21 protein-coding genes are annotated in these 21,813 nt (G+C 31.1%); 16 read left to right on the forward strand and 5 right to left on the reverse strand.

What is annotated here, in order from left to right; genetic code table 11:
* The first annotated feature begins 4 nt into the window (after positions 1 to 4).
* The 13 genes from Q9968_RS01720 to Q9968_RS01780 all read left to right on the forward strand — a co-directional run bounded on the left by Q9968_RS01720 (position 5) and on the right by Q9968_RS01780 (position 12,924).
* Positions 5 to 2,275, forward strand: coding sequence for an ABC transporter permease (locus Q9968_RS01720; protein WP_305512861.1), 2,271 nt, complete (start codon positions 5 to 7; stop codon positions 2,273 to 2,275).
* The gene (locus tag Q9968_RS01725) at positions 2,276 to 4,546 is read left to right on the forward strand and encodes an ABC transporter permease (RefSeq protein WP_305512863.1); all 2,271 of its coding nucleotides are present in this window, start codon (positions 2,276 to 2,278) and stop codon (positions 4,544 to 4,546) included.
* Between the two features lie 65 nt (positions 4,547 to 4,611).
* The gene (locus Q9968_RS01730) at positions 4,612 to 4,833 is read left to right on the forward strand and encodes a hypothetical protein (RefSeq protein WP_305512865.1); all 222 of its coding nucleotides are present in this window, start codon (positions 4,612 to 4,614) and stop codon (positions 4,831 to 4,833) included.
* Positions 4,834 to 4,916: 83 nt separating this feature from the next.
* Complete coding sequence (locus Q9968_RS01735; protein ID WP_305512867.1) at positions 4,917 to 5,603, forward strand: DUF2249 domain-containing protein; 687 nt, start codon at positions 4,917 to 4,919, stop codon at positions 5,601 to 5,603.
* Between the two features lies 1 nt (position 5,604).
* Positions 5,605 to 5,826 carry a DUF1858 domain-containing protein gene (locus Q9968_RS01740; protein ID WP_305512868.1) on the forward strand — a complete coding sequence of 74 codons (222 nt, stop codon included), beginning with the start codon at positions 5,605 to 5,607 and terminating at the stop codon, positions 5,824 to 5,826.
* A gap of 209 nt (positions 5,827 to 6,035) precedes the next feature.
* The gene (locus Q9968_RS01745; protein ID WP_305512870.1) at positions 6,036 to 8,225 is read left to right on the forward strand and encodes an ABC transporter permease; all 2,190 of its coding nucleotides are present in this window, start codon (positions 6,036 to 6,038) and stop codon (positions 8,223 to 8,225) included.
* Between the two features lie 74 nt (positions 8,226 to 8,299).
* The gene (locus Q9968_RS01750; protein WP_305512872.1) at positions 8,300 to 8,764 is read left to right on the forward strand and encodes a DUF2124 domain-containing protein; all 465 of its coding nucleotides are present in this window, start codon (positions 8,300 to 8,302) and stop codon (positions 8,762 to 8,764) included.
* Between the two features lie 158 nt (positions 8,765 to 8,922).
* A complete protein-coding gene (locus tag Q9968_RS01755; RefSeq protein WP_305512874.1) occupies positions 8,923 to 9,297 on the forward strand; it encodes a helix-turn-helix transcriptional regulator in 375 nt (124 codons plus the stop codon).
* An 18-nt stretch (positions 9,298 to 9,315) separates the two neighbouring features.
* Entirely contained in the window at positions 9,316 to 11,718 is a 2,403-nt protein-coding gene (locus Q9968_RS01760; protein ID WP_305512876.1) for a cation-translocating P-type ATPase, read from the forward strand.
* Between the two features lie 197 nt (positions 11,719 to 11,915).
* The gene (locus Q9968_RS01765) at positions 11,916 to 12,137 is read left to right on the forward strand and encodes a hypothetical protein (protein WP_305512878.1); all 222 of its coding nucleotides are present in this window, start codon (positions 11,916 to 11,918) and stop codon (positions 12,135 to 12,137) included.
* A gap of 24 nt (positions 12,138 to 12,161) precedes the next feature.
* On the forward strand, positions 12,162 to 12,383 hold the full coding sequence (locus Q9968_RS01770) for a hypothetical protein (protein WP_305512880.1): 222 nt from the start codon (positions 12,162 to 12,164) through the stop codon (positions 12,381 to 12,383).
* A gap of 24 nt (positions 12,384 to 12,407) precedes the next feature.
* Complete coding sequence (locus Q9968_RS01775) at positions 12,408 to 12,638, forward strand: hypothetical protein (protein ID WP_305512882.1); 231 nt, start codon at positions 12,408 to 12,410, stop codon at positions 12,636 to 12,638.
* A gap of 16 nt (positions 12,639 to 12,654) precedes the next feature.
* Positions 12,655 to 12,924, forward strand: a complete 270-nt coding sequence (locus Q9968_RS01780) for a DUF6110 family protein (protein ID WP_305512884.1) — start codon at positions 12,655 to 12,657, stop codon at positions 12,922 to 12,924.
* 259 nt (positions 12,925 to 13,183) lie between these two features.
* Here the strand turns inward: Q9968_RS01780 and Q9968_RS01785 are convergent, their stop codons facing one another.
* From Q9968_RS01785 to Q9968_RS01805, 5 genes are all read right to left on the reverse strand, one after another.
* On the reverse strand, positions 13,184 to 13,798 hold the full coding sequence (locus Q9968_RS01785; RefSeq protein WP_305512886.1) for an ABC transporter ATP-binding protein: 615 nt from the start codon (positions 13,796 to 13,798) through the stop codon (positions 13,184 to 13,186).
* A 1-nt stretch (position 13,799) separates the two neighbouring features.
* Positions 13,800 to 14,747 carry an ABC transporter ATP-binding protein gene (locus tag Q9968_RS01790; protein WP_305512888.1) on the reverse strand — a complete coding sequence of 316 codons (948 nt, stop codon included), beginning with the start codon at positions 14,745 to 14,747 and terminating at the stop codon, positions 13,800 to 13,802.
* A gap of 8 nt (positions 14,748 to 14,755) precedes the next feature.
* Complete coding sequence (locus tag Q9968_RS01795) at positions 14,756 to 15,613, reverse strand: ABC transporter permease (RefSeq protein ID WP_305512890.1); 858 nt, start codon at positions 15,611 to 15,613, stop codon at positions 14,756 to 14,758.
* Positions 15,606 to 16,598, reverse strand: coding sequence for an ABC transporter permease (locus Q9968_RS01800; protein WP_305512892.1), 993 nt, complete (start codon positions 16,596 to 16,598; stop codon positions 15,606 to 15,608). Before Q9968_RS01800 ends, Q9968_RS01795 begins: the two co-directional genes overlap by 8 nt.
* Positions 16,599 to 16,666: 68 nt before the next feature.
* The gene (locus tag Q9968_RS01805; RefSeq protein ID WP_305512894.1) at positions 16,667 to 18,292 is read right to left on the reverse strand and encodes an ABC transporter substrate-binding protein; all 1,626 of its coding nucleotides are present in this window, start codon (positions 18,290 to 18,292) and stop codon (positions 16,667 to 16,669) included.
* 363 nt (positions 18,293 to 18,655) lie between these two features.
* Between Q9968_RS01805 and Q9968_RS01810 the strand changes: the two genes are divergently transcribed.
* The 3 genes from Q9968_RS01810 to Q9968_RS01820 all read left to right on the forward strand — a co-directional run bounded on the left by Q9968_RS01810 (position 18,656) and on the right by Q9968_RS01820 (position 21,794).
* A complete protein-coding gene (locus tag Q9968_RS01810; RefSeq protein ID WP_305512896.1) occupies positions 18,656 to 18,817 on the forward strand; it encodes a hypothetical protein in 162 nt (53 codons plus the stop codon).
* Between the two features lie 408 nt (positions 18,818 to 19,225).
* The gene (locus tag Q9968_RS01815; RefSeq protein ID WP_305512897.1) at positions 19,226 to 19,786 is read left to right on the forward strand and encodes a GNAT family N-acetyltransferase; all 561 of its coding nucleotides are present in this window, start codon (positions 19,226 to 19,228) and stop codon (positions 19,784 to 19,786) included.
* Between the two features lie 376 nt (positions 19,787 to 20,162).
* On the forward strand, positions 20,163 to 21,794 hold the full coding sequence (locus tag Q9968_RS01820; protein ID WP_305512899.1) for an ABC transporter substrate-binding protein: 1,632 nt from the start codon (positions 20,163 to 20,165) through the stop codon (positions 21,792 to 21,794).
* Positions 21,795 to 21,813 lie beyond the last annotated feature (19 nt).

The raw sequence follows: 21,813 nt of genomic DNA on the forward strand, positions 1-21,813 counted from the left end.
GCATATGCTTTTCAAAAAGATGTTAAGAGACATCAGAAAACATAAAACCCAATTTCTTTCTATCTTTTTAATGGCTTTTTTAGGAGTATTTGTATTTTCAGGTGTTGGTGGTGAATCAATAGGTCTTGAAGTTAATATTGATAACTACTATGAAGATACCAATCTGGCTGACGGTTGGATTTATTCAATGGGTATTAATGATTTATTTTTATATCAAGTTGAGTATCTGGGTGCAACTAATCAAATGGAAAGACAATATGTTGTCGATTCGGTAGCCGATTTTAAAAATGATCCTGATGTTACTCTGCACTTTGTTGAAAATAACACTATTTCAAAATTCTTTTTGCTCGAAGGAAAACCATTGGATATTAATGATAAAAATGGTGTATGGTTGGATAAGAGTTTTGCCGATGCTAAAAACCTGAAAGTTGGAGATAAAATTTCTTTTACATTTGAAGGTCATAAAATCAAAAAAGAAATTAGAGGTTTGGGATATTCTCCAGAATACGTTTACCATGCTTCATCATCTTCAATTATCCCTGATTTTGACAAAATTGGTTTTGCTTATTTATCTTATAAGGCATTTCCTGGAGATAACATTTCATATAATGTTTTGGAAGTTAAATTTGATGGAGATTCAGATACATACGAGAAGTTATTGGAATATAGATTAGATGGATATTATAGTTCTTTTGTTGATAGGTCTGAACATACAAGTGTAGCTCAATTTGCTGATGAAATAGACCAGCATAAAATGATGGGGGATTTGTTCCCTGTTGTATTTATTCTAATTGCAATGTTGATACTTTTAACAACAATGAGAAGGATTATTACTCATCAAAGAAATCAGATTGGTATTCTAAAGGCCAGTGGATTCAGTAATATTTCAATTATTCTACATTATATATCCTATGGATTTTGGTTGGTTTTAATTGGTGCAATTTTAGGTTTGATTTTAGGGCCAATGACATTGCCTCCACTGTTTCATCCATCAATGAGTTCTACATATATAATGCCTTATTGGGATCCTGCATGGAGTATGAGCTTTGTATATGTGGCTGCTTTAATGGTTATAATGTCTCTTGCAGTTTCATATTATTCAGTTAATAGTATCTCCTCTGAAAAACCAGCCGATACAATAAGGCCTAAGATGCCTAAGGTTTCATCATCCGGGTTTGTTGAAAAATTTAGTTTCTGGAAACGTTTATCATTTAATGCTCGTTGGAATTACCGTGATGCCAAAAGAAATAAATCTCGTGGACTAATGACTATTATTGGAGTTATGGGTTGTTCTGCACTTTTAGTATGTGCATTTGGAATGTATGATGGGGCAAATGATTTAAAGGAATGGGAATTTTCACATATTAATCATTATGGCTCAAAACTAGTGATTGATGAAGATACAACTGCCTCTGAAGTGGATGAAATAGCTGATAAGGTTAATGGTGATAAAATAATGGAATCAGCTATTGAAATACAATCTGATTCGGCTAAAAAATCGGGTTCGCTTTTAGTTTTAAATGGCACTGATTTAATAACTCCAACTGATGTTAATTGGGATAAGATAAAAATTGATGATGATGAAGTTTCAATTTCACAAAAAATGGCCAATTTGCTGGATGTTGATGTTGGTGACACTATTAAATGGCATATTATGGGTTCAGATAAATGGGTTAAAATAAAAATCGATAAAATCCATGCCGATCCAATTTCACAGGGATTGATCATGTCTGCTGAAAAATTGAAGGATTTGGATATAAACTACACTGCAACTAGCATATTAACTTCTGAGCCAGTTGATGAGAAATATGATGGTGTAAAAGCAGCAAATACTATGGAAGACATGACTTCTAGTTATGATTCACTTATGAGTGCTATGTGGTTATTAATTTATATTTTAATATTCTTTGCTTCCCTTTTAGCAGTTGTTGTACTTTATAATTTAGGATTGTTGTCATTTACAGAAATTGAAAGGGAAATTGCAACATTGAAAGTATTGGGATTCAAAACACGAGCTTTGAGAAAATTATTGTTAACACAAAACTTGTGGTTTACAGCTATTGGATTTATATTTGGTTTGCCTGTAGGTTATTTCATATTGGATGCCATGTGGAAATCATCAGGTGATTCCTTTTTTATAGTTCCTTCAATTTCAATTACCAATTTCCTTTTATCTGCAATAATAACATTTGCATTGTCAATAATTGTAAACCTAATGTTTTCAAGTAAAATTAAAAATCTTGACATGGTAGAATCTCTTAAAAGTGGTGAGTAAATGTTATCAAAAAAGATGGTTAGAGATATTAAGAGTCATAAGATTCAATTTATCTCTATATTTTTGATGGCCTTTTTAGGCATTTTTGTATTTGTAGGTTTTGGAGCTGAATCCTTTGGTTTGGAAGAAACTGCAAATACTTATTATAATGAAACAAATCTAGCTGATGGTTGGATTTATTCAAACAATGTTGGTAATGATTTAATTGATAAAGTTAAGGACATTGAATCAACAAAAGATGTAGAAAAACAATTGGTTTTAAGTTCGGTAGTTGATTTTAAAAATGATCCGGACATTAGGCTGCATTTTTTAGCCGATGATGATATATCTAAATTTTATTCGGTTAAAGGTGAAAAATTTGATTTATCTGATAAAGAGGGTGTATGGTTAGATATAAGATTTGCTGAAGCTAAAAATTTAGATATTGGGGATAATATTACTTTTAAAGTTAACGGATTAGAAATCAAAAAGGAAATTAAAGGTTTAGGATATTCTCCAGAGCATGTTTATCAAACCTCAGACACTTCAATGATTCCAGATTTTGATAAAATGGGTTTCGCTTACATGTCTTATAAAGCATTTCCAATGGCTGATGTTCCATATAATGTTTTACTTGTTAAATTTGATGGAAGTGCGAGTGATTATGAACATGAACTTGATGATAAATTAGGCGATGATTACACTACATTTATGGACAGGGCTGTCAATCCAAGTTTTGCAGGGTTTCAAGATGAAACTGATCAACACAAAGTGATGACAGGATTTATTCCATTAATATTTATTATTATTGCAATGTTAACCTTATTAACTACAATGACAAGAATAATTTCAAATCAAAGAACTCAAATAGGTGTTTTAAAAGCATTAGGATTTAAAAATCGCACAATAATGATTCATTATATTTCATATGGATTTTGGATGGTTTTAGCAGGAAGCATTCTAGGTTTTATTTTAGGACCTTTAACAATACCTCCAGTGGTGTTTGAAGAATTTACATCATTGTATAGTTTACCTTATTGGTTAAGTGGTTTTGATGTTAGTTTTATTTTTGCAACTGTAGCCATGGTCATTTTGTCATTTTTAGTTTCATATATTGCATGTAGGAGTATTTCAAAAGAAAGTCCTTCACAAGCTATAAAGCCAAAAATTCCAAAGGTCTCCTCTTCAGGACTATTTGAGAAATCTAAAATTTGGAAAAAATTATCGTTTAATGCTCGTTGGAATTATCGTGATGCTAAAAGAAATAAATTCAGAGCATTAATGAGTATTGTTGGTGTTTTAGGTTGTACAATGATTATTATTGCTTCATTTGGAGCTATGGATAGTTTTGATGAAATGAAATCATGGTCTTATGATGACATTAATCATTACTCTTCAAAATTAGTTGTTGAAAAAAATGCAACTGATTCTCAAATTGATGATGTTGTTGAGGATGTTGATGGTGAAAAATTAATGGAAGGTTCAATTGAGATTAAATCGGGGGACGTTAAAAAATCGGGAGTTTTAGAAGTCCTTGACGATAATAAACTGTACACTCCAACCGATACTAATAGAAATCCTATTGAAATTGGGGATGATGAAGTTTCAATTTCACAAAAAATGGCTGATTTATTGGGTGTTGGTGTCGGTGATACTGTTAAATGGCACATAATGGGTTCAGATAAATGGGTAAAAACAAAAATTGATAGAATTCATGGTGACCCAACTTCTCAAGGTTTAATAATATCTAAAGAAAAATTAGATGATTTGGGTATTGATTATAATGTAACTAGCATAATCACTTCAGAAGATGTGGATCATAATTATAAGGGCATCAAAACAATTCTTTCAATTGATTCTTTAACTGAAAGTTGGGATGATATGATGGAATCATCTATGAGTATGAGTTATTTATTGGTAGTATTTGCAACATTATTATCAATAATTGTACTGTATAATTTGGGTTTATTGTCTTTCACTGAAATTAAACGTGAATTAGCTACTCTAAAAGTTTTAGGTTTCAAAACGGGTAAACTAAGGAAATTGCTTTTAACACAAAATTTATGGTTTACTACCATTGGATTTATAATTGGAATTCCTTTGGGATTGTTGGGAATACAGTATATGTTTTCAACAATGGGCGATTCATTTTTCATATCTGTAACTTTAACACTTAAAACATTTGTTGTAACCTTTTTAATCACATATGTGGTTTCAATTTTAGTAAACTTAATGTTTTCAGGTAAACTCAAGAGATTAGACATGGTTGAATCACTTAAAGATAATGAGTAGCTAACCTACTTATTATACTTTTCAAGTGACAAAACTTTTAAATGGGTTTAATTTAAACTATTATCATGATTGAAGTAACTGAAAAATCAAAATACATGGATTTACTCAATACTTATCCCTTACTTAAAAGAGATTTGGCCAAAAGTAACTGGAAATTTGAATTTTTAGTAACTCCGATGGGTAAAATTTCTTTATGGGAAGCAGATTTGTCAGAAGTCAGTCAACGTGCTGAGATGTCTGTCGATGAAACAGTTTTTCTTTTTAATGAGTTAATTAACTCATATTAATCTTTTTTTTATACATTTAATACTTAAAAAGTGACAAAATCTTTATATAAAATTTAGGCATAATTAAATATTAAGGTGAAAATATGTCTTATGATAATTGGAAAGATAAAATTTCTGAATTTAAAGTAAAAGATGTTAGAGGATTATCTGGAAACTTTTTTCCAGCATTAAAAAAACTTGCAATGAAAATAGAAAAAGATAATGGTTTGGAGGTTATTCAAACTTTTGATCCAATTCCTTTATATGAAGTAATGGAAGATTTGGGATTTGAACATCATACAGAAAAAGTAGATGACCATGAATTCCATGCATATTTCTACAGAATAAAATTAAAACAACCTACTAAAGACATTCCAATGAGGCCAGTTGCACTTACAAACATGCCAATAATCGATGATGGTCTGGGGGAGGTAGCGGTACAATTTTGGGATTTGACTTGGAGTGATGAAAATCGTTTTCTTGATTATGAAACAAGATTGTTGCTGTCACTAACTAATGCTGTTGGTGCTGGAAGAATGCGTCAGGCAACACGAGAACTTGTTAAAGGTTACATTCATGGAATTGATTCAAGAGCATTAGATGATGTGTTTGAACTTTTCGCTTGGAATCAAGGAATTGGATACTTTAGTTCTGAAATCGGGCCATCAACACTATTTAATGCATATAAGACCATTAAAAAGATGGAAGAAAAAGGTGTTGAAAGACCAGAAATATGTGCTAAACTCAAAGAAGAATTTGGCGAGAAAAATCCTGATGTTAAGGTGATTTAATTTGGTTGAAATTACACCAGACACTAAATTGATGGATTTAATAAAAAAATATCCTTTTTTAAAAGATGAACTTCCAAAAACAAATACAAAATTTAAAATGCTTAAAACTCCTATGGCTAAAGTCATGATGAGAAAAGCGGATATTTCAGATATGAGTAAACGCTCTGGAATTAGTGTTGATGAGCTTATTTTAATTTTAGATAAAATAATTGAATCTCACTAATATATCATATTAAATTGATGTATATCTTGATGTTAATGTAAAATACCTATTTTAATTTAAATTTTTTTAGTCATGATTTTAATAATGCATTTAATCCATTTAAATAGGTTTTTTATATTTTAATTTTCTAATATTATATCATGTCGTTATTTAAAAAAATGCTAAGGGATATAAAAATCAATAGAACACAATTTATTGCAATATTTCTAATGGCATTTTTGGGCATTTTTGCTTACTGTGGTATTTATGCTGAATATTATGGGCTAGAGCAAACCTCAAGTCAGTTTTACATGGATACTAATCTTGCTGATGGGTGGATTTACAATAACGATTTTGATGAGGCAGCTATTAATAAAATTAACGAATTTTCAACGCAATCAGATAGGCAAGCTGTAGTTCAATCAGTAGTTGACATGGAGGGCAAGCCAGACATAACGCTGCATTTCACCAAAGACGGGTCGGTTTCTAAATTTTATTCAACTGAAGGTGAAGATTTCAATCCTTCAGATAAATCTGGAGTATGGTTAGATAAACGTTTTGCTGATGCTAGGGATTTGCATATTGGGGATAAAATCAAATTTGAATTTGACAATCAAACATTTAAAAAAGAAATTAAAGGTTTGGGATATTCTCCTGAATACATTTACGAAACTTCTTCAAGTTCCCTCACTCCTGATTTTTCACAAATAGGATTTGCATATTTGTCTAGCGGGGCATATCCTGGAGACATTGAATATAATACGGTACTTGTCAAATATAACCATTCAGATAGGTATTTTAAAGATAAATTAGATGATTCGATTGATTATTTATCATTTACAAAACAAGCCGACCAACTTAGTGTTGCGAAATTTGGAGATGAAATGGCGCAGCATAAAATGATTGGGGATGTTTTCCCAATAGTGTTTGTTTTAGTTACTTTTCTAACACTTTTAACCACGATGACAAGAATTATTTCCAATCAGAGAACTCAAATTGGAATTCTAAAGGCAGTCGGTTTTAGAGACAAATCAATAATTTTACACTATATTTCACATGGGTTCTTGCCGGTTTTAGCTGGAGCTATTTTGGGATTAGTTGCAGGACCTATGATTATTCCTAAAATGTTTTATCCATCAATGATGGCACGTTATAGTATGCCTGCTTGGAATCCTGGATTTGATATGAGTTTTATTTATATTACAGTATTGATGGTTGCATCATCTGTTTTTGTAACTTATATTTCATGTATAAGAATTTCAAAAGAAAATCCCGCCAATACTATGAGGCCTAAAGCACCAGGCAATTCCTCTAAAATGCTTATTGAAAAAATGAAAATGTGGAATCATTTAAATTTCAATATTCGTTGGAACATAAGGGATGCGAGAAGAAATAAATTCAGAGCTTTAATGACAATTGTGGGGGTAATGGGATGTGTTGCACTTTTAATAGCTGCATTCGGCATGAATGATAGTATGAATGAATTAAAATCATGGGAATATGAGGATATAAGTCATTATGGGGCTAAACTCTCTTTATCTCAGGATACAAATCCCATGGAATTGTATTATATTTTAAATGAAACTGGTGGTAGCTTTATAATGCAACAATCTATGGAACTTAAAGCTAATGGTATGGAAGACACGGTAACGCTTTTAGTTACAAATAACACTGATTTAATATCTTATACTGATAGTAATCGAAATCCTATTGATATTGATGAGGGGGATGTTTCCATTTCTAAAAAACTTGCTGAGAGATTTAATTTAAGCATTGGAGATAAAATTAAATGGCATATTGTTGGAAATGATAAGTGGGTAAGCTCTAAAATAGGTCAAATTCATGCAGAACCAGTATCACAAGGTTTAATAATGTCTCCAGACACTTTAGAAGATCAGGGTTTAAATTTCACTCCAACTTCCATATTAACACCTGACGAGTTTGGAGAACACTTTGATTCAATTAAATCTGAGACAAGTATTGATAAAATGGAAAAAAGTTGGAATCAGATGACTTCATCTGTAATGATGATGGTTTATGTTGTAACTGTTGTAGCAGTTATAATGGCCTTTTTAGTGTTATATAATTTAGGTATTTTATCATTTACTGAAATGGAGAGGGAAATCGCAACTTTAAAAGTTTTAGGGTTTAAAACAAATGTGCTAAGGAAATTACTCCTCACTCAGAACTTGTTTTTCACAGCCATTGGATTTATTTTAGGAATTCCATTGGGATTTTACTTCATGACCTTGATGATGAATGCTGCAGGGGATTCTTTGTATTATATTCCTTCTTTAACTTGGGGAAATATTTTACTCGCTGCTTTTATAACGTTTTCAATATCTGTTGGTGTTAATTTATTGTTTTCAGATAAAATTGGTGATTTGCATATGGTTGAAGCACTTAAAGATATTGAATAATAATTATATTAGCAATTTAAATAGAATTTTTAATAATGAGATTAAATATAAATCATGTTTAAGGAGTTGATTTGATGGAAGACGCATATGAATGGAAAGGATTAAATGGACAATTAGCAACTTTTAAAAAAGAAGTTGGAGATGCTCAGAAGATTACTTATATTGGATCTCCAGGTGTTTGTACTCCATTTGCCGAGTTTATGGCTTATGCAGTAAGAGATAAGGAAAATCATTTCATTCCATTATTGGATATTGAGGAATGTCATGAATTTGAGTCAAAATCATATGCTATGGTTTTAAAAGATGAAGTATCTGATCCTCATGATTCTGATGTTGTAGTATTGTTGGGTGGGCTTTCAATGCCTAAATATGATGTTGATACTGATGAGTTAATGAGTTTAGTTAATAGTATCTTAAAAGAGGACGGTCAGTTAATGGGATTTTGTTTCATGGACATGTTCACTAAAGCTGGCTGGCTTGAAAGAATAGATTTTGACTGGGTTATTAATGGTACTTTAATTGGTACTGTTAAAAAGTAATTAATTTAGTTTAATTACTTTATTACTTTTTAGCTATTGTTCTAATTGTTTTTTTAGTAAAAATCATTTTCTAATAACATATCATAATATCATGATATGAAAACATTTAAATATATAAACATATCATAATATGTAAATATATGATATGTGTGATGACCATGGAAAATAATAATCTTGAAAAGAAAAATTATGATATGTGTGAAGTTTTCAACTCTCATGAAGATGTTGTTGAACGTATTAAAGAACGTATACCTAATGAAAATGAATTCACTGATCTTTCAGAGTTTTTTAAAATATTTGGAAATCCAACAAGATTAAAAATTATTTCCCTGCTTAGCATTGAAGATTTATGTGTATGTGACATTTGTGAGGCACTTGATTTAAACCAAACAACTGTTTCAAATCAATTAAGAATCTTACGTGCTAATAACATTGTTAAATATCAAAAAGAAGGAAAACTGGCAAGATATTCTCTTACAGACCTTCACATTGAAATGATTTACAAAGTAGGTTTGGAACATATATTAGAATAATTTTTAATTGGTGATATTATGACAGATAATAGATGTTACGATGCAGATTGTCAAGATGAAGACTGTCACAATCCAGAACATTATAATTATATCTGTTACGATTCAAATTGCGACGAAGTACATTGTACAGATTCTAATCATTATAATAAACGATTATTAAAAGATTATCAGGAAAAAACTGATTTAAATGTATATGATCACAGAGAAGAAATAGATTATGATGAGGATGTTGAAATAAGTATTTGTGGATGTCCTGATTGTGCAGATGATCATGGTCACGACCATGATCACCAACATCATGACCACGAGCATGAGCATTCTCATGTTAAAGAGGATGTTTGTAGTGATTCTGATTGTGCAGAGGGTCATGGTCACGAGCATCATCATGAGCATGTTGATGGGGATGTTTGTAGTGATTCTGATTGTGATTGTCATGACCATGATGATGATGTTGAAATAAGTATTTGCGGATGTCCTGATTGTGCAGATGATGATCATGACCCTGGTGAGGAAAATGAAGAATTATTGGCAGAGGGTAAACCTTTAATAGCTAATAGACCAATTCAAATCATCGTTGGAAGTGGAATATGTTTTGCTGCAGGCCATATTTTAGAATTCTTATCATTTAACCCAACTATCGTTACTTTAATATTCATGTTAGGTGCTTTAATTGCAGGTTATGAAATTGCAATTCTTGCATATAACTCATTAGTTAAAAGGCACACTATTGGCCCGGCAATGTTAATGTGTATTGCTTGTGTTGCTTCATTCATCATAGGGCATCCTGAAGAAGGTGCTGCCGTAACATTCCTTTACTTTATTGCTGAATTCTTAGAAGATTATGCAGAACACCGTGCAAAACGTTCCATTAAATCTTTAGTCGAGATTGCTCCTGAAACCGCTAGAGTTAAAGTAGGAGATTCTGAAGAGTTAAGAAATGTTGATGATGTTAATATTGGTGAAATTGTCATTGTCAAACCTGGAGATAAAGTTCCTTTAGATGGTTCTGTTGTATATGGTTCATCTTCAATTAATCAAGCTTCCATTACTGGAGAGAGTGTTCCTGTTTTAAAAGAGATTGGGGATGAAGTATTTTCCGGGACTGTTAATGAAGATGGATACTTAGAGATGGTTGTTACTAAAAAAGCAAAAGATTCTGTAATTTCTAAAATAGTAACATTAGTTAAAAGGTCCCAACTAAATGTGTCTGAAACTGAATCTCTTGTTGAGAAAGTAGCTAAATATTACACTCCGGTCATGATGGTTGCTGCAATTTGTGTTGCACTTGTTCCTAATTTATTATTTGGTCAGCCATTAATTGATTGGGTTTATAAAGCACTTTCATTATTAGTAATTTCCTGTCCTTGTGCATTTTTAATCTCAACACCAGTTGGCATGGTATCTGCCATTACTTCAGCTACAAAAAATGGAGTATTAATTAAAGGAAGTAGTTATGTTGAGGAAATGAGGGATATTAAAGCCGTAATCTTTGATAAAACTGGTACTTTAACAGAGGGCAAATTAGTTTTAAGTGAAGTTGAAGTTGTCGATGAGGCATTCTCAGAAAACGATATTGTTAATATTGCAGCTTCTTTAGAGCATAAATCGTCTCACCCTATTGCACAATCTATTGTGGACTATGCAACAATGAATGATATTGAATTTGATGATATTGACGAGTTTAAAAATGTTCCAGGTAAAGGAATCGTTGGTATCATTAATGGTGTTGAATATTATGCTGCTAATGAATCATTAATTGAAGGAAGTTCATTTGATATCTCAAGAGACGATATTAATAAACGCACTTCTGAAGGAAAAACAATTGTCTTTGTTGGAAATTCAGAAAAAGTATTGGGCATTATTACTGTAGCGGACAAACTCAGATCTAATGCTTCTGAAGTAGTTGCTGATTTAAACAGTCAAGGTATTCAGACTGTCATGCTTACAGGAGATAATAAACTGGCAGCTCGTAAAGTAGCAGATGAAATTGGAATTAATTATGTATATTCTGATTTGCTTCCTGAAGATAAATTGAACCTCCTTGATACCATCAGGAATAAATTTGGTAATGTGGCTATGATTGGTGATGGTATTAACGATGCACCAGCTTTAGCACGTGCAAATATAGGTATTGCTATGGGTGTTGCAGGTTCTGATGTAGCTATTGAAACAGCAGATGTTGCATTAATGCAAGATGATATTTCAAAACTCCCGTATTTATTCTCATTATCTCATAAAACAATGGGAATTATTAAACAAAATATTAGTGTAGCAATTGCAGTTAAATTGTTATGTGTTGTACTTGCAATTTTAGGCGTTATCACATTAATGATGTCTGTTGGTTTTGGAGATTTAGGACTGACCTTGCTTGTTATATTAAATTCATTTAGAATTGGGATGGTAAAAGATCCTTTATTCTAATTTCTTTTTATTCATTTTTCGGAATGACTAAATTTAAAAAGGGTTTAGAGTTTCCTAAATTAGTTATAACTAAATATAAATTATTAGATTAACCTAAAAAACCTTTTAAACCGATTACTTTATATACTACTTTTTTCATAATGTTATAACAAGGAATATTAATTGATTTGAATTTAAAAATTTAGGAGTAATTAAAAATGATACACCCAAAATACATGAATAAAATCGTTGAACACAAATCTGCATTATTATTTGTAGGTGGAATTGCAACTGCGATTATCGGTAAAAAAATCATTGAATCAAAAACCGTAAAGGATGCTACTACTCAAGCTGTTGCAGGAGTAATGTCTGCTAAACAAGATGCTGAAAAAGCTGTTGAAGATATGAAAAAAGAAGCTGAAGAAATAGCTGAAGAATAAATTTAATTAATTAGAGGGATCAATATGGTTTTTAAAAAAATTTTAGATCATGCAATTGAACACAAGGCTGCATTAATTTTTGCAGGTGGTGTTGCTACTGCAATTGTTGGTAAAAAAGTGTTAGAGTCTGGTGTTGTAAAAGAGACTGCAACTAACGCTATGGCAGGAGTCATTTCTGCTAAACAAGATGCTGAAAAAGCGATTGAAGATATGAAAAAAGAAGCTGAAGAAATAGCTGAAGAATAAATTTTAATTTCGTGAGGGATTGATATGGTATTGAAACGTTTAGTGGGTTTAGCAATTGGTCACCAAGCGGCAGTAATATTTACTGGTGGAGTGGCTGCAGCAGTAATCGGTAAAAAAGTATTGGAATCCGATATTGTAAAAGATACTGCTACTAATGCTTTGGCTGAAGTCATTTCAATTAAACAAGATGCAGAAAAAATTGTATCTGATATGAAAGCTGAAGCTGAAGAGATAGTTGTTGAATCTAAAGAATAACTCAAGAGGAATTTTAATGGTATTCAAAAAACATTTACCTGCATTTGCAAAAGAACATAAACATGCATTATTATTTGCAGGTGGAATTGCAACAGCAATAATTGGTGCACAAATCATTAAATCACAAGCTGCTAAAGATTTAGCCACAAAAGGAATGGCTGGTGTAATTTCTACTAAAAAAGATGCTGAAGAAACATTTCAGGACATTAAAGAAAATGCGGAAGATATTGTTTTCGATGCAAATGCAAGCACTAAACAAGAAATTTATGTTGCTAAAAAAGAATAATTCTTTTTTTTATTTTTTTCTTTTATTTTTTAAAATTTTTCAAATAATTAATCTTATATTTGAATAACTTTTAATTATTATCCTGATTAATAATGATTCTGTAAATAATATTGAGGTAATGATTGGTAATCATAAAAAAAGCATTGCTTAGATGTCAATTCCAATTATTGTTTCATTAATGATTTCTAGTTTTTAAAGTTTAATTGATGGGTTTCAGGATTATGCGCAAGCATAGACAAAAAGTAATGGATATTAATGATTAAATACCATTAATATCTTCAAAATAGATTATGTCATCACAGATTGTATTAACAAGATCCATATCATGACTTACAAGCAAAAATCCCATTTTTCTTTGGCGAACTATTTTCAACACAGCATCTAGAATTTGCACTTGTGTTATTGCATCAAGCATCGTTGTCATTTCATCTGCAATTAAGAACTTTGTTTTTGGATTGAGGGCTCTTAATACGGAAAATCTTTGAAGTTCTCCTCCTGAAAGTTCTTGAGGAAATCGGGTAAACCAAGATTTTTGAATTCCGAATTCGTCTAAAAGATTTTCGTCAACATTCCAGGATTCTTCAAGGACATCTTTCATTTTCCATTTCGGATTCATTACTTTTTCTGGGTGCTGGTAAATTAATTGCACTGGGCAGAACTCTTTTTGAGGTAATTTTTCCCCATCAAGTTCCACATTTCCTTCAAAATTTGTTAGGTATCCAGATAGTATTTCGCATAGTGTTGATTTTCCAATACCACTATCTCCAACTAAACCTATGATTTTATTGTTGTCCAGATATATGTCAATATCCTTTAGTAAGAATTCTTTTGCTAGTGGATATTTAAATGAAATGTTTGTTCCTTTAAGTTCCATTTTATGCACCTTCTTGGTATTTAAAACATCTAACTTTTTTATTTCCAAGATCAATTAGTTGTGGGCATTCACTCTTACATTTTTCAAATCTCATTTCACATCTTTCATAGTATGGGCAGCCTTTAGGGATTTCTCCGTGTAAAGGTTGGTGCCCATGTGTTAGATGGAATCCATTTGCAGGCAATGCTTTGTATAATGCTTTTGTGTAAGGATGGAGTAGGTTTTCACCATCTCCGGAGAAATCTTTATTCTCAGCTATTTCTATTACATAACCTGCATAGAATATTCCAATTCTATCAGCTATTTCTAATGCGGCATGAATGTCATGTGTAATTAAAAGCACTCCAACTCCATCTTCTTTCATATTTTTGAAGTGATTTAATGTTTCTTTGACTGTTTTTTCATCAAGCCCTGGTGTTGGCTCGTCAGCCACTACAAGTTTCGGACTTGATAATAATGCAGTTGATACAAGCACTCTTCTTGCCATTCCTCCGGATAATTGGAAGGGGTACATGTCATCCACTTCAGGACCTAAATTGTAACGTTTAAAGAGTTCTCTTTGCTTTTGTTTTTTCTCTTTTTTTTCTTCATCACTTTCAGTATGTCCAATTGCTTGGTCAGATATTTTCATCAGTGGATTTAGGAAATTAACTGATTGAGGGATTAATCCTATTTCTTTTCCACGAATTTCTTCTTTATCTTTTTGTGATAATTCTTTTCCTTTATATTTTATTTTTCCTTTTAAATTAGCATTTTCCGGTAGGATTCCGAATATTGCATGTGCAAGTAGACTTTTTCCAGAACCACTTGAACCAAGTACTGCTAAAATTTCACCTTCAGTCATGTCTAGGGTTAAATCGGTAATTACATGTAAATTTCTTTGATTTAATCCTTGTGTGTATTGGATAAATGAAATTGATACATTTTCCACATCTAATATTTTATCCATCTTCTCACCTATTCATTAGCGCTTGTTGGGTCAAGTATTTTCTTAATATTTTCGCCTGCAATATCAAATAGCAATACAATAATTAATAATGCCAAACCAGGGAATAATGCTAACCACCAGTTACCTGTTGCAAGATATTTCATAGATTCTGATAAAATGATACCGATTGCAGGTTCATGAGGTGATAAACCGAATCCTAAAAATGTTACACTGGCTTCGTGCATAATTGCATGAGGGAAAATTAGAATGGTACCAACAATTATCTGTGTGATTACTAACGGCAAAATGTGTTTTTTTGCAATCCATAATTTGGATTTTCCAAATCTTTCAGATAATTTAACAAACTCCGATGTTTGTATTTGTTTGATTTCTGCTCTTAAAACTCTTGCAAGTGAAGTCCAATGTGTAATAGCCACACCCATTGTTACTCCAAATGCTCCTCCGCCTAATGCAATTGAAATTAAAATAATTAATAAAATATGGGGAATTGATAAAAATAAATCAATTAACCATGCAATAAATCCATCTAAGAATTTATTGGTGCTTGAAATAAATGCCATTCCAATAGCTATTAAACTACTTAATACAGATGCTCCAGCTCCAATTTGAACACTCAACCCTAATCCTTTTAGGGTACGTGTGAACATGTCTCTTCCCATCCAATCAGTACCAAATAAATGTTCAAATGAGGGGGCTTGATTCATTGCCTGGAAATTAGTTGTGATGTCTGCTGAATTAATAAGTAAGCTTGAAATAACAACTGCAATCAATATAAATACAGTTATTCCAATGGTTATTAATGTTTTTGTTCTTAAATTCATTTTACCAATAGAATTATAAAGACTTCCTTTTTCAGTATTAACCATCTTCTTCACTCTCCTTAATTCTTGGATCTACAAAGTTATAAATTAAATCTGCAATTAAATTGCCGCAGTAAACAAATATTGCACTAAATATTACAATTCCTAAAAGTAAAGGCACATCACTTTTAAGACCTGCTGATACTGCAGCCTGTCCAATTCCGGGATAGGTAAATATTTGTTCGACAAGAACTGCTCCACCGAATAATTCTGAAAATCCTAAAAATTGCAATGTAACTGCTGGAAGTAGAATATTTCTAATTCCATGTCTTTTAATTAGATTCCAACCACTCTCTCCTCTTGCTTTAGCAAATAAAAAATAATCACTATTCATCTCTTCAATTAATTTATCCCGTGTATACAATGCGATTGAAGCTATTCCCACAATACTTAATGTAATCATTGGAAGGATCAAACGGTTTAACCAATCCCAAAATGATACATTTTCACTTAATGTTGCAATTGGAACACCTAAACCAGTTGGGAACCAACCTAAATATACACTAAATATCATTAAAATAAGTAATGCAATCCAAAATGTTGGTGCAGATTGTAATATGTAACAGTATACTTTAATAGCTTTATCAACAATTGTATCTTTTTTAAATCCTGCGAGAACTCCTAATGTAAATCCTATTATTCCAGACAGAATCCATGAGGACAGCATTAAAGCTAATGATGCTAAGAATCTTTCTTTGATAACATCAATTACAGGTACTCTAAAAATAAGGGAAGTTCCAAAATCTCCTTGAATAATATTCCCTAACCAATTTGCCATTTTAGTTGTGATTGGTTCATTAACTCCCCAGTAAGCTTCTAATTGAGCTATTTGATTTTGTGAAATTATTATATTACTAATATATGTTTTTACAGGGTTGATAGGAGACATGTCTATAAGGAAGAAACTTAATAATATAACAAAAATGAGCAAAATCACTAATCTAACAATTTTTTTACCTAAAAATTTTGCTAATTTTTCATAGTTTACCATAAAAAAACCCCTAATAAAAAAAAGAGATGAGTTAAATTGTAATAATTCAACTCATAATTTAAATATTTTTATTTTTCAATAGAAGAAACTCTGTGCCAGTCGTAAATGTTGGAGAAGATATCCCCTCCGTGAGGTTGTAATAATGCAGTATCTTCAGAAATATCTAGACTGTCATCAACAAAGTATCCGTATTTTATTTCGCCAGCCCATAACCATGCCGCATCACCTAATGGTGAAATACCTTCACTTCCATCCCAGGAAACTCCAGACCATTCACTGTATGAGGATTCACGATCCATTGATCTGGCTGTATCAATATGTTTATCCACAGCACTGTTATTTACTAAAGCTGGATTATTGTAACTCTGACCTGCATATTCTCCATAATATTCGCTCATCAAGGTTGATGGGTCAGTAGAACCGAATCCCCATACGACAGGGTCGGTATTTTTAATTGCATCCATTTCGTCCCAGTTGGAACCAGTTGCATTCACTTCAATACCAAATTCTTTTGCTTGTTCAGCGATAGTTACGGCAATAGCTTGTCTTTCAGAAGCATCAGATGCGTAGTATACATTGATAGATGCTTTTGTACCGTTTTTCTCAACGATTCCATCACCATCAGTGTCTTTCCATCCTCCTTCTTTTAAGATTTGTTTAGCTTTATCAACATCTCCATCTTCAATAGCATTTACTTCATCGTTAGCCCATGGTAATTGGTGTGCAATACCGTCATAGTTAGGATATCCAAATCCATTTAATGCACCTTCAGCTATTGCAGTTCTATTAATACCATAGTTCAATGCTTTTCTTATTGCTTTATCTGAAGTAACATTGTTACCCATATGATTTCCATCTTCAGTTGTTTTACCAGTATTAGGTACAACCGGTAAGGATAATCCTCTTACATCAATAGTATCGAGTAATTTCATGTTGTAGCCATCAATTGTTTCATTAGCATAAGCTAATGGTACAGCAGCCACATCTACCTCATGATTTTTAGCAGCATTGAATGCAGCATCATTCATTTCAAAGAGAATTGTTAATTTATTAAATTCTGGTTGTTTTCCATAGTAGTCAGTATTTTTTTCTAAGATAAGTTGTTGACCTTTGTCCCATTGTACGAATTTATATGGTCCGGAACCGATTGGATTAGATCCATATGTTTCGTTATTATAAGAATCAGACGGTACAATACCTAGATATGCAAATTTATCAACAAATGTGGAATCTGGTTTGTTTAATTTAAATACAACTGTGGTATTATCTTTAGCTGTGACATTTTTTAAACTACTGAAGTCTAAGTTACTTGCTCCATTTGTTGAAGCTTCATTGTAACTGAATGCTACGTCTTCAGCTGTTAATGGAGTACCATCAGTAAATTTAACATCATTTCTGATTTTAACTGTGTATTCAGTAAAATCATCATTTGCTTCCCAACTTGTTGCTAAATCGTTTTTATATGTCATGTTTGGTGTCATCTTTAATAATGTAGATTGAATTAAAGGTTCTGCAAGGTAATTCCACCCAAGCATTGGGTCAAAACCGGCCTCAGGTTCACCTCCATGACTGTAAGCGGCAACTACTAGTTCATCATCTGCTCTTTCAGTGGAGGTTCCTCCCATGAGGACCGCTCCAGCAATAATAGCAATAACTATTACAATGATTATTCCAATAATGTATTTGCGTTCCATTTTTTTCTCCAAATTTTAAATTTTCAATTGCTATAAATTTATTAAATTAAAAAATAATTTAATTAAATAACAATTGAATTAAGTTTATTATTTTAGAAGTATTTAAAATTATCTAAGAAAAATATTACTAATTTGATTTATTTCTTAAAAAAGTATTATTTATTACAATTTTTTAATTAATTTATATCATTAGGAATAATAAATGAAATGTGAAATCATTACATTTTTTATTTGAGGGTGTTCGCCAAAAGTAATTTTTTTGATGCAAATTTTTCTTTGTTTTTGAATTGAAGTAGTTTTAATCAGTTTCAAAAATTAATTTTAGATTTTTGGCGGACACCCTTGAATTGATTATTAACATTAATGAAAATATTAAAGATTATTGATATCCTTAAGGCATATTCTACCATCAAATGTGGTGCAGTTGAAATAAGTACTTTTCTAGTTATTCCTTCAAATAATGGAATTATAGCTTTTTTCTCTTTTTTACTTTTTAATTCTGGTGGTGTTTTATTGCTTGCTTAAAACATTTCATTAGAGAATCTAAGAAGTTTGCTTGCTGAGGTACTATAACAATATTCTTTCCTCTGATTTCTTGTGTATCTTCTTGTGTTAATGCTTTTAATTTATATTGTATTTACGTTGGATTTTGAATTAATTTGACATAACACAGTTAAAATTTCATTTTTAGATATATCAATGGTTAAATCAATAATTCAATTAATTTAATCCTTTATGTGATGAATAAATAAGATTGAAACATTTTATACATCTAATGACTTTTTCTATTCAATTGCCATTTATTTTTCAAAGCATAAATTTTATATATGATTTAGTATTTTATTAATTAATGTTATTCAGAAATTATTAAAAAGTATTACTTAATACATAAAAACAATTGATTTAATAATACTTTGATGGCTGGTATTTAAAATGAATGTTACTATTAAAAAGTTAAGTAATGATTCGCATGAAATTAGAAAGGTTCAAAAATTCTTATTTAACATGATTAAAAAAGAATTTGGATATGGTTACGTTCCAAAGTGGCATAAGGATATTGTAAATTTGGAGGATTATTATATTGCTCCAAAAAGAAATAATTTTTTTGTTGCTTATAATGAAAATGAAGAAATTATATCAACAATTGGGATAAGGGCTTTTGATAAAGATTTTCCTGAATTTAAACATTCATATTCTAATGAAAATACTTCAAGTATTTGGAGATTGTTTGTTGATAAAAGATGTCGACGTTGTGGTTTAGCTTCTAGAATGTTTGGTATTGCTGAGAATTTTGCAAAAGAATCAAATTATACTGAAATTTATTTACACACTCACAAAACATTAGATGGTGCTTTAGATTTTTGGGTAAAAATGGGGTTCATTGTCACGTTTGATGAAAATAACGAGCTTGAAACTGTCCATATGGATAAAAATATTTATGGATTAGAAATCAATCCTGGAGTTGCTGATTTTCAATATGTAATTAAATTATAATTTGTTTTTAAAATTTGGATTTTTTAACAGTACTTGGGTAAAATTAGATGATTATTCATGATTTTTGTTTAAAAGAATGTTTCATTTATTTTTTCCTGTATTCTTTTGATTAATTTATGCACTCAAGTTATTTCACTATAATCGATTTATTATCTGTAAACTATAATGTTAAAGCTAAAAATTTTTTAATGAAAATTTTGTTTAAAGTGAAATCACATAGTTTTGTAGTAATTATTTTAGAAATAGTTAAATAATATGGAATTAAATATCTAATCATATTATTAATTTAAAAAGTATTACATTTATTATTAAATTATATGATAGGTGTATTACTTTGATTGATAATAGATTAAATGAATTATGGAGTTTTAAGAAAATGGATAATAAAATGAAATATTTTATTGTTGCTATAATTGTCATTGTTATTGTGATTGTTGCAGTTGCTTCAATGTTGGGAACGTCTAATGATGATGATCCAACCCATATTGTTGTAACAGTTCCTGGTCTAACTGGTGAACCTGCAACAGGTTTCAACCCGTTGACCGGTTGGGGTTGTGGACACATGAACTTTAACCCTTTAGTTCAAAGTACACTTCTAAAATCTGATAAGAAGGGCAATTTTGTCAATGATTTAGCAACAGGATATAATATAAGTTCAGATGGTCTTAAATGGACTGTTGGAATAAGAGATGACGTTAAATTTTCCAATAACGAAACTTTAACAGCAAAAGATGTTGCATTCACATTCAATGAAGCAAGAACAAGTAGTTCTGAATTAGACATGTCCAACTTAAAGGAAGCTAAAGCCATAGATGATAATACTGTCGAATTTACTTTAAATTCACCTCAGTCTACTTTCACATATGATTTAAGATATATTGGGATTGTACCTGAAAAAGATTATAATAATGAGACTTATGGTGAAAATCCTATTGGTACTGGTCCTTATGTATTAAAACAATGGGATAAAGGTCAACAAGCTATTTTTGAAGCAAATGATAATTATTATGGGGATAAGCCATATTTCACACAAATAACTATGTTGTTCCCTGAGGAAGATAGTGCTGCAATGCAAATTGCTAAATCTAATCAGGCTAGTGTTGTTCAAGTACCGATTTCAGGTTTAAATGAAACTATTGAAGGTTATAATTTGGTAGAATTTTATAGTCCTCGTGCACAAGGTTTAACTTTCCCATATCAAAATGATACTGGTGTAAAAACCACTGGTGGAAATGATGTAGGTAACAATGTAACTGGAGATATTGCAATAAGAAAAGCTTTAAATGTTGGAATTAATCGTGAAGAAATCGTTAATTCTGTTTATAAAGGTCATGCAGTAGTTGATTATACTGGTGTTGATAGTCATAAATATTCTAATCCAAATGCTATTATAAAAGATAATGATAAAAAAGAAGCTAAAAGAATATTGGAAGATGATGGATGGATTGATACTGATGGTGATGGAATTAGAGAGAAAAATGGTACTAATGCAACCTTCACGGTATTGTATAGTTCTGATGATCAAGCAAGACAAGCTCTTGCAACAGTCGTGTCTGAACAAGCTAAAGATTTAGGAATTAATATTGAGTTGGAAGGAACAGACTGGGATACAATATATTCTAGAATGTATAAAGATTCTGCTGTATTCCAACAATCTTCAGATAATCCTTACAGGAATATTTACCAACAATATCATAGTAAAGAAAATTATAGTGAAGATAATTATATGAATCCAAATGGATATGGTAATTCAGAAGTAGATGCCATATTAGAATCTGCTTTACGAGAAAATGATGTCAATGCTTCTAATAGTCTTTGGGCTGATGCTGCCAATACTGGTTCTGGTTCTGGATTTGGACCTAATGCAGATGCTCCTTGGTTATGGATTGCTGATTTTGATTACTGTTATTTTGTAAAGAATGATATTGATATGGGTGCTCCTCCAAGCGTAGGTCACGACTATATGCAAAACATTTGTGAATGGACACGTACCAATTCAACTAAATAATCATTTCTTTCTTTTTTTT

This window comes from Methanobrevibacter sp. V14, assembly GCF_963082475.1.
Lineage (GTDB): Archaea > Methanobacteriota > Methanobacteria > Methanobacteriales > Methanobacteriaceae > Methanocatella.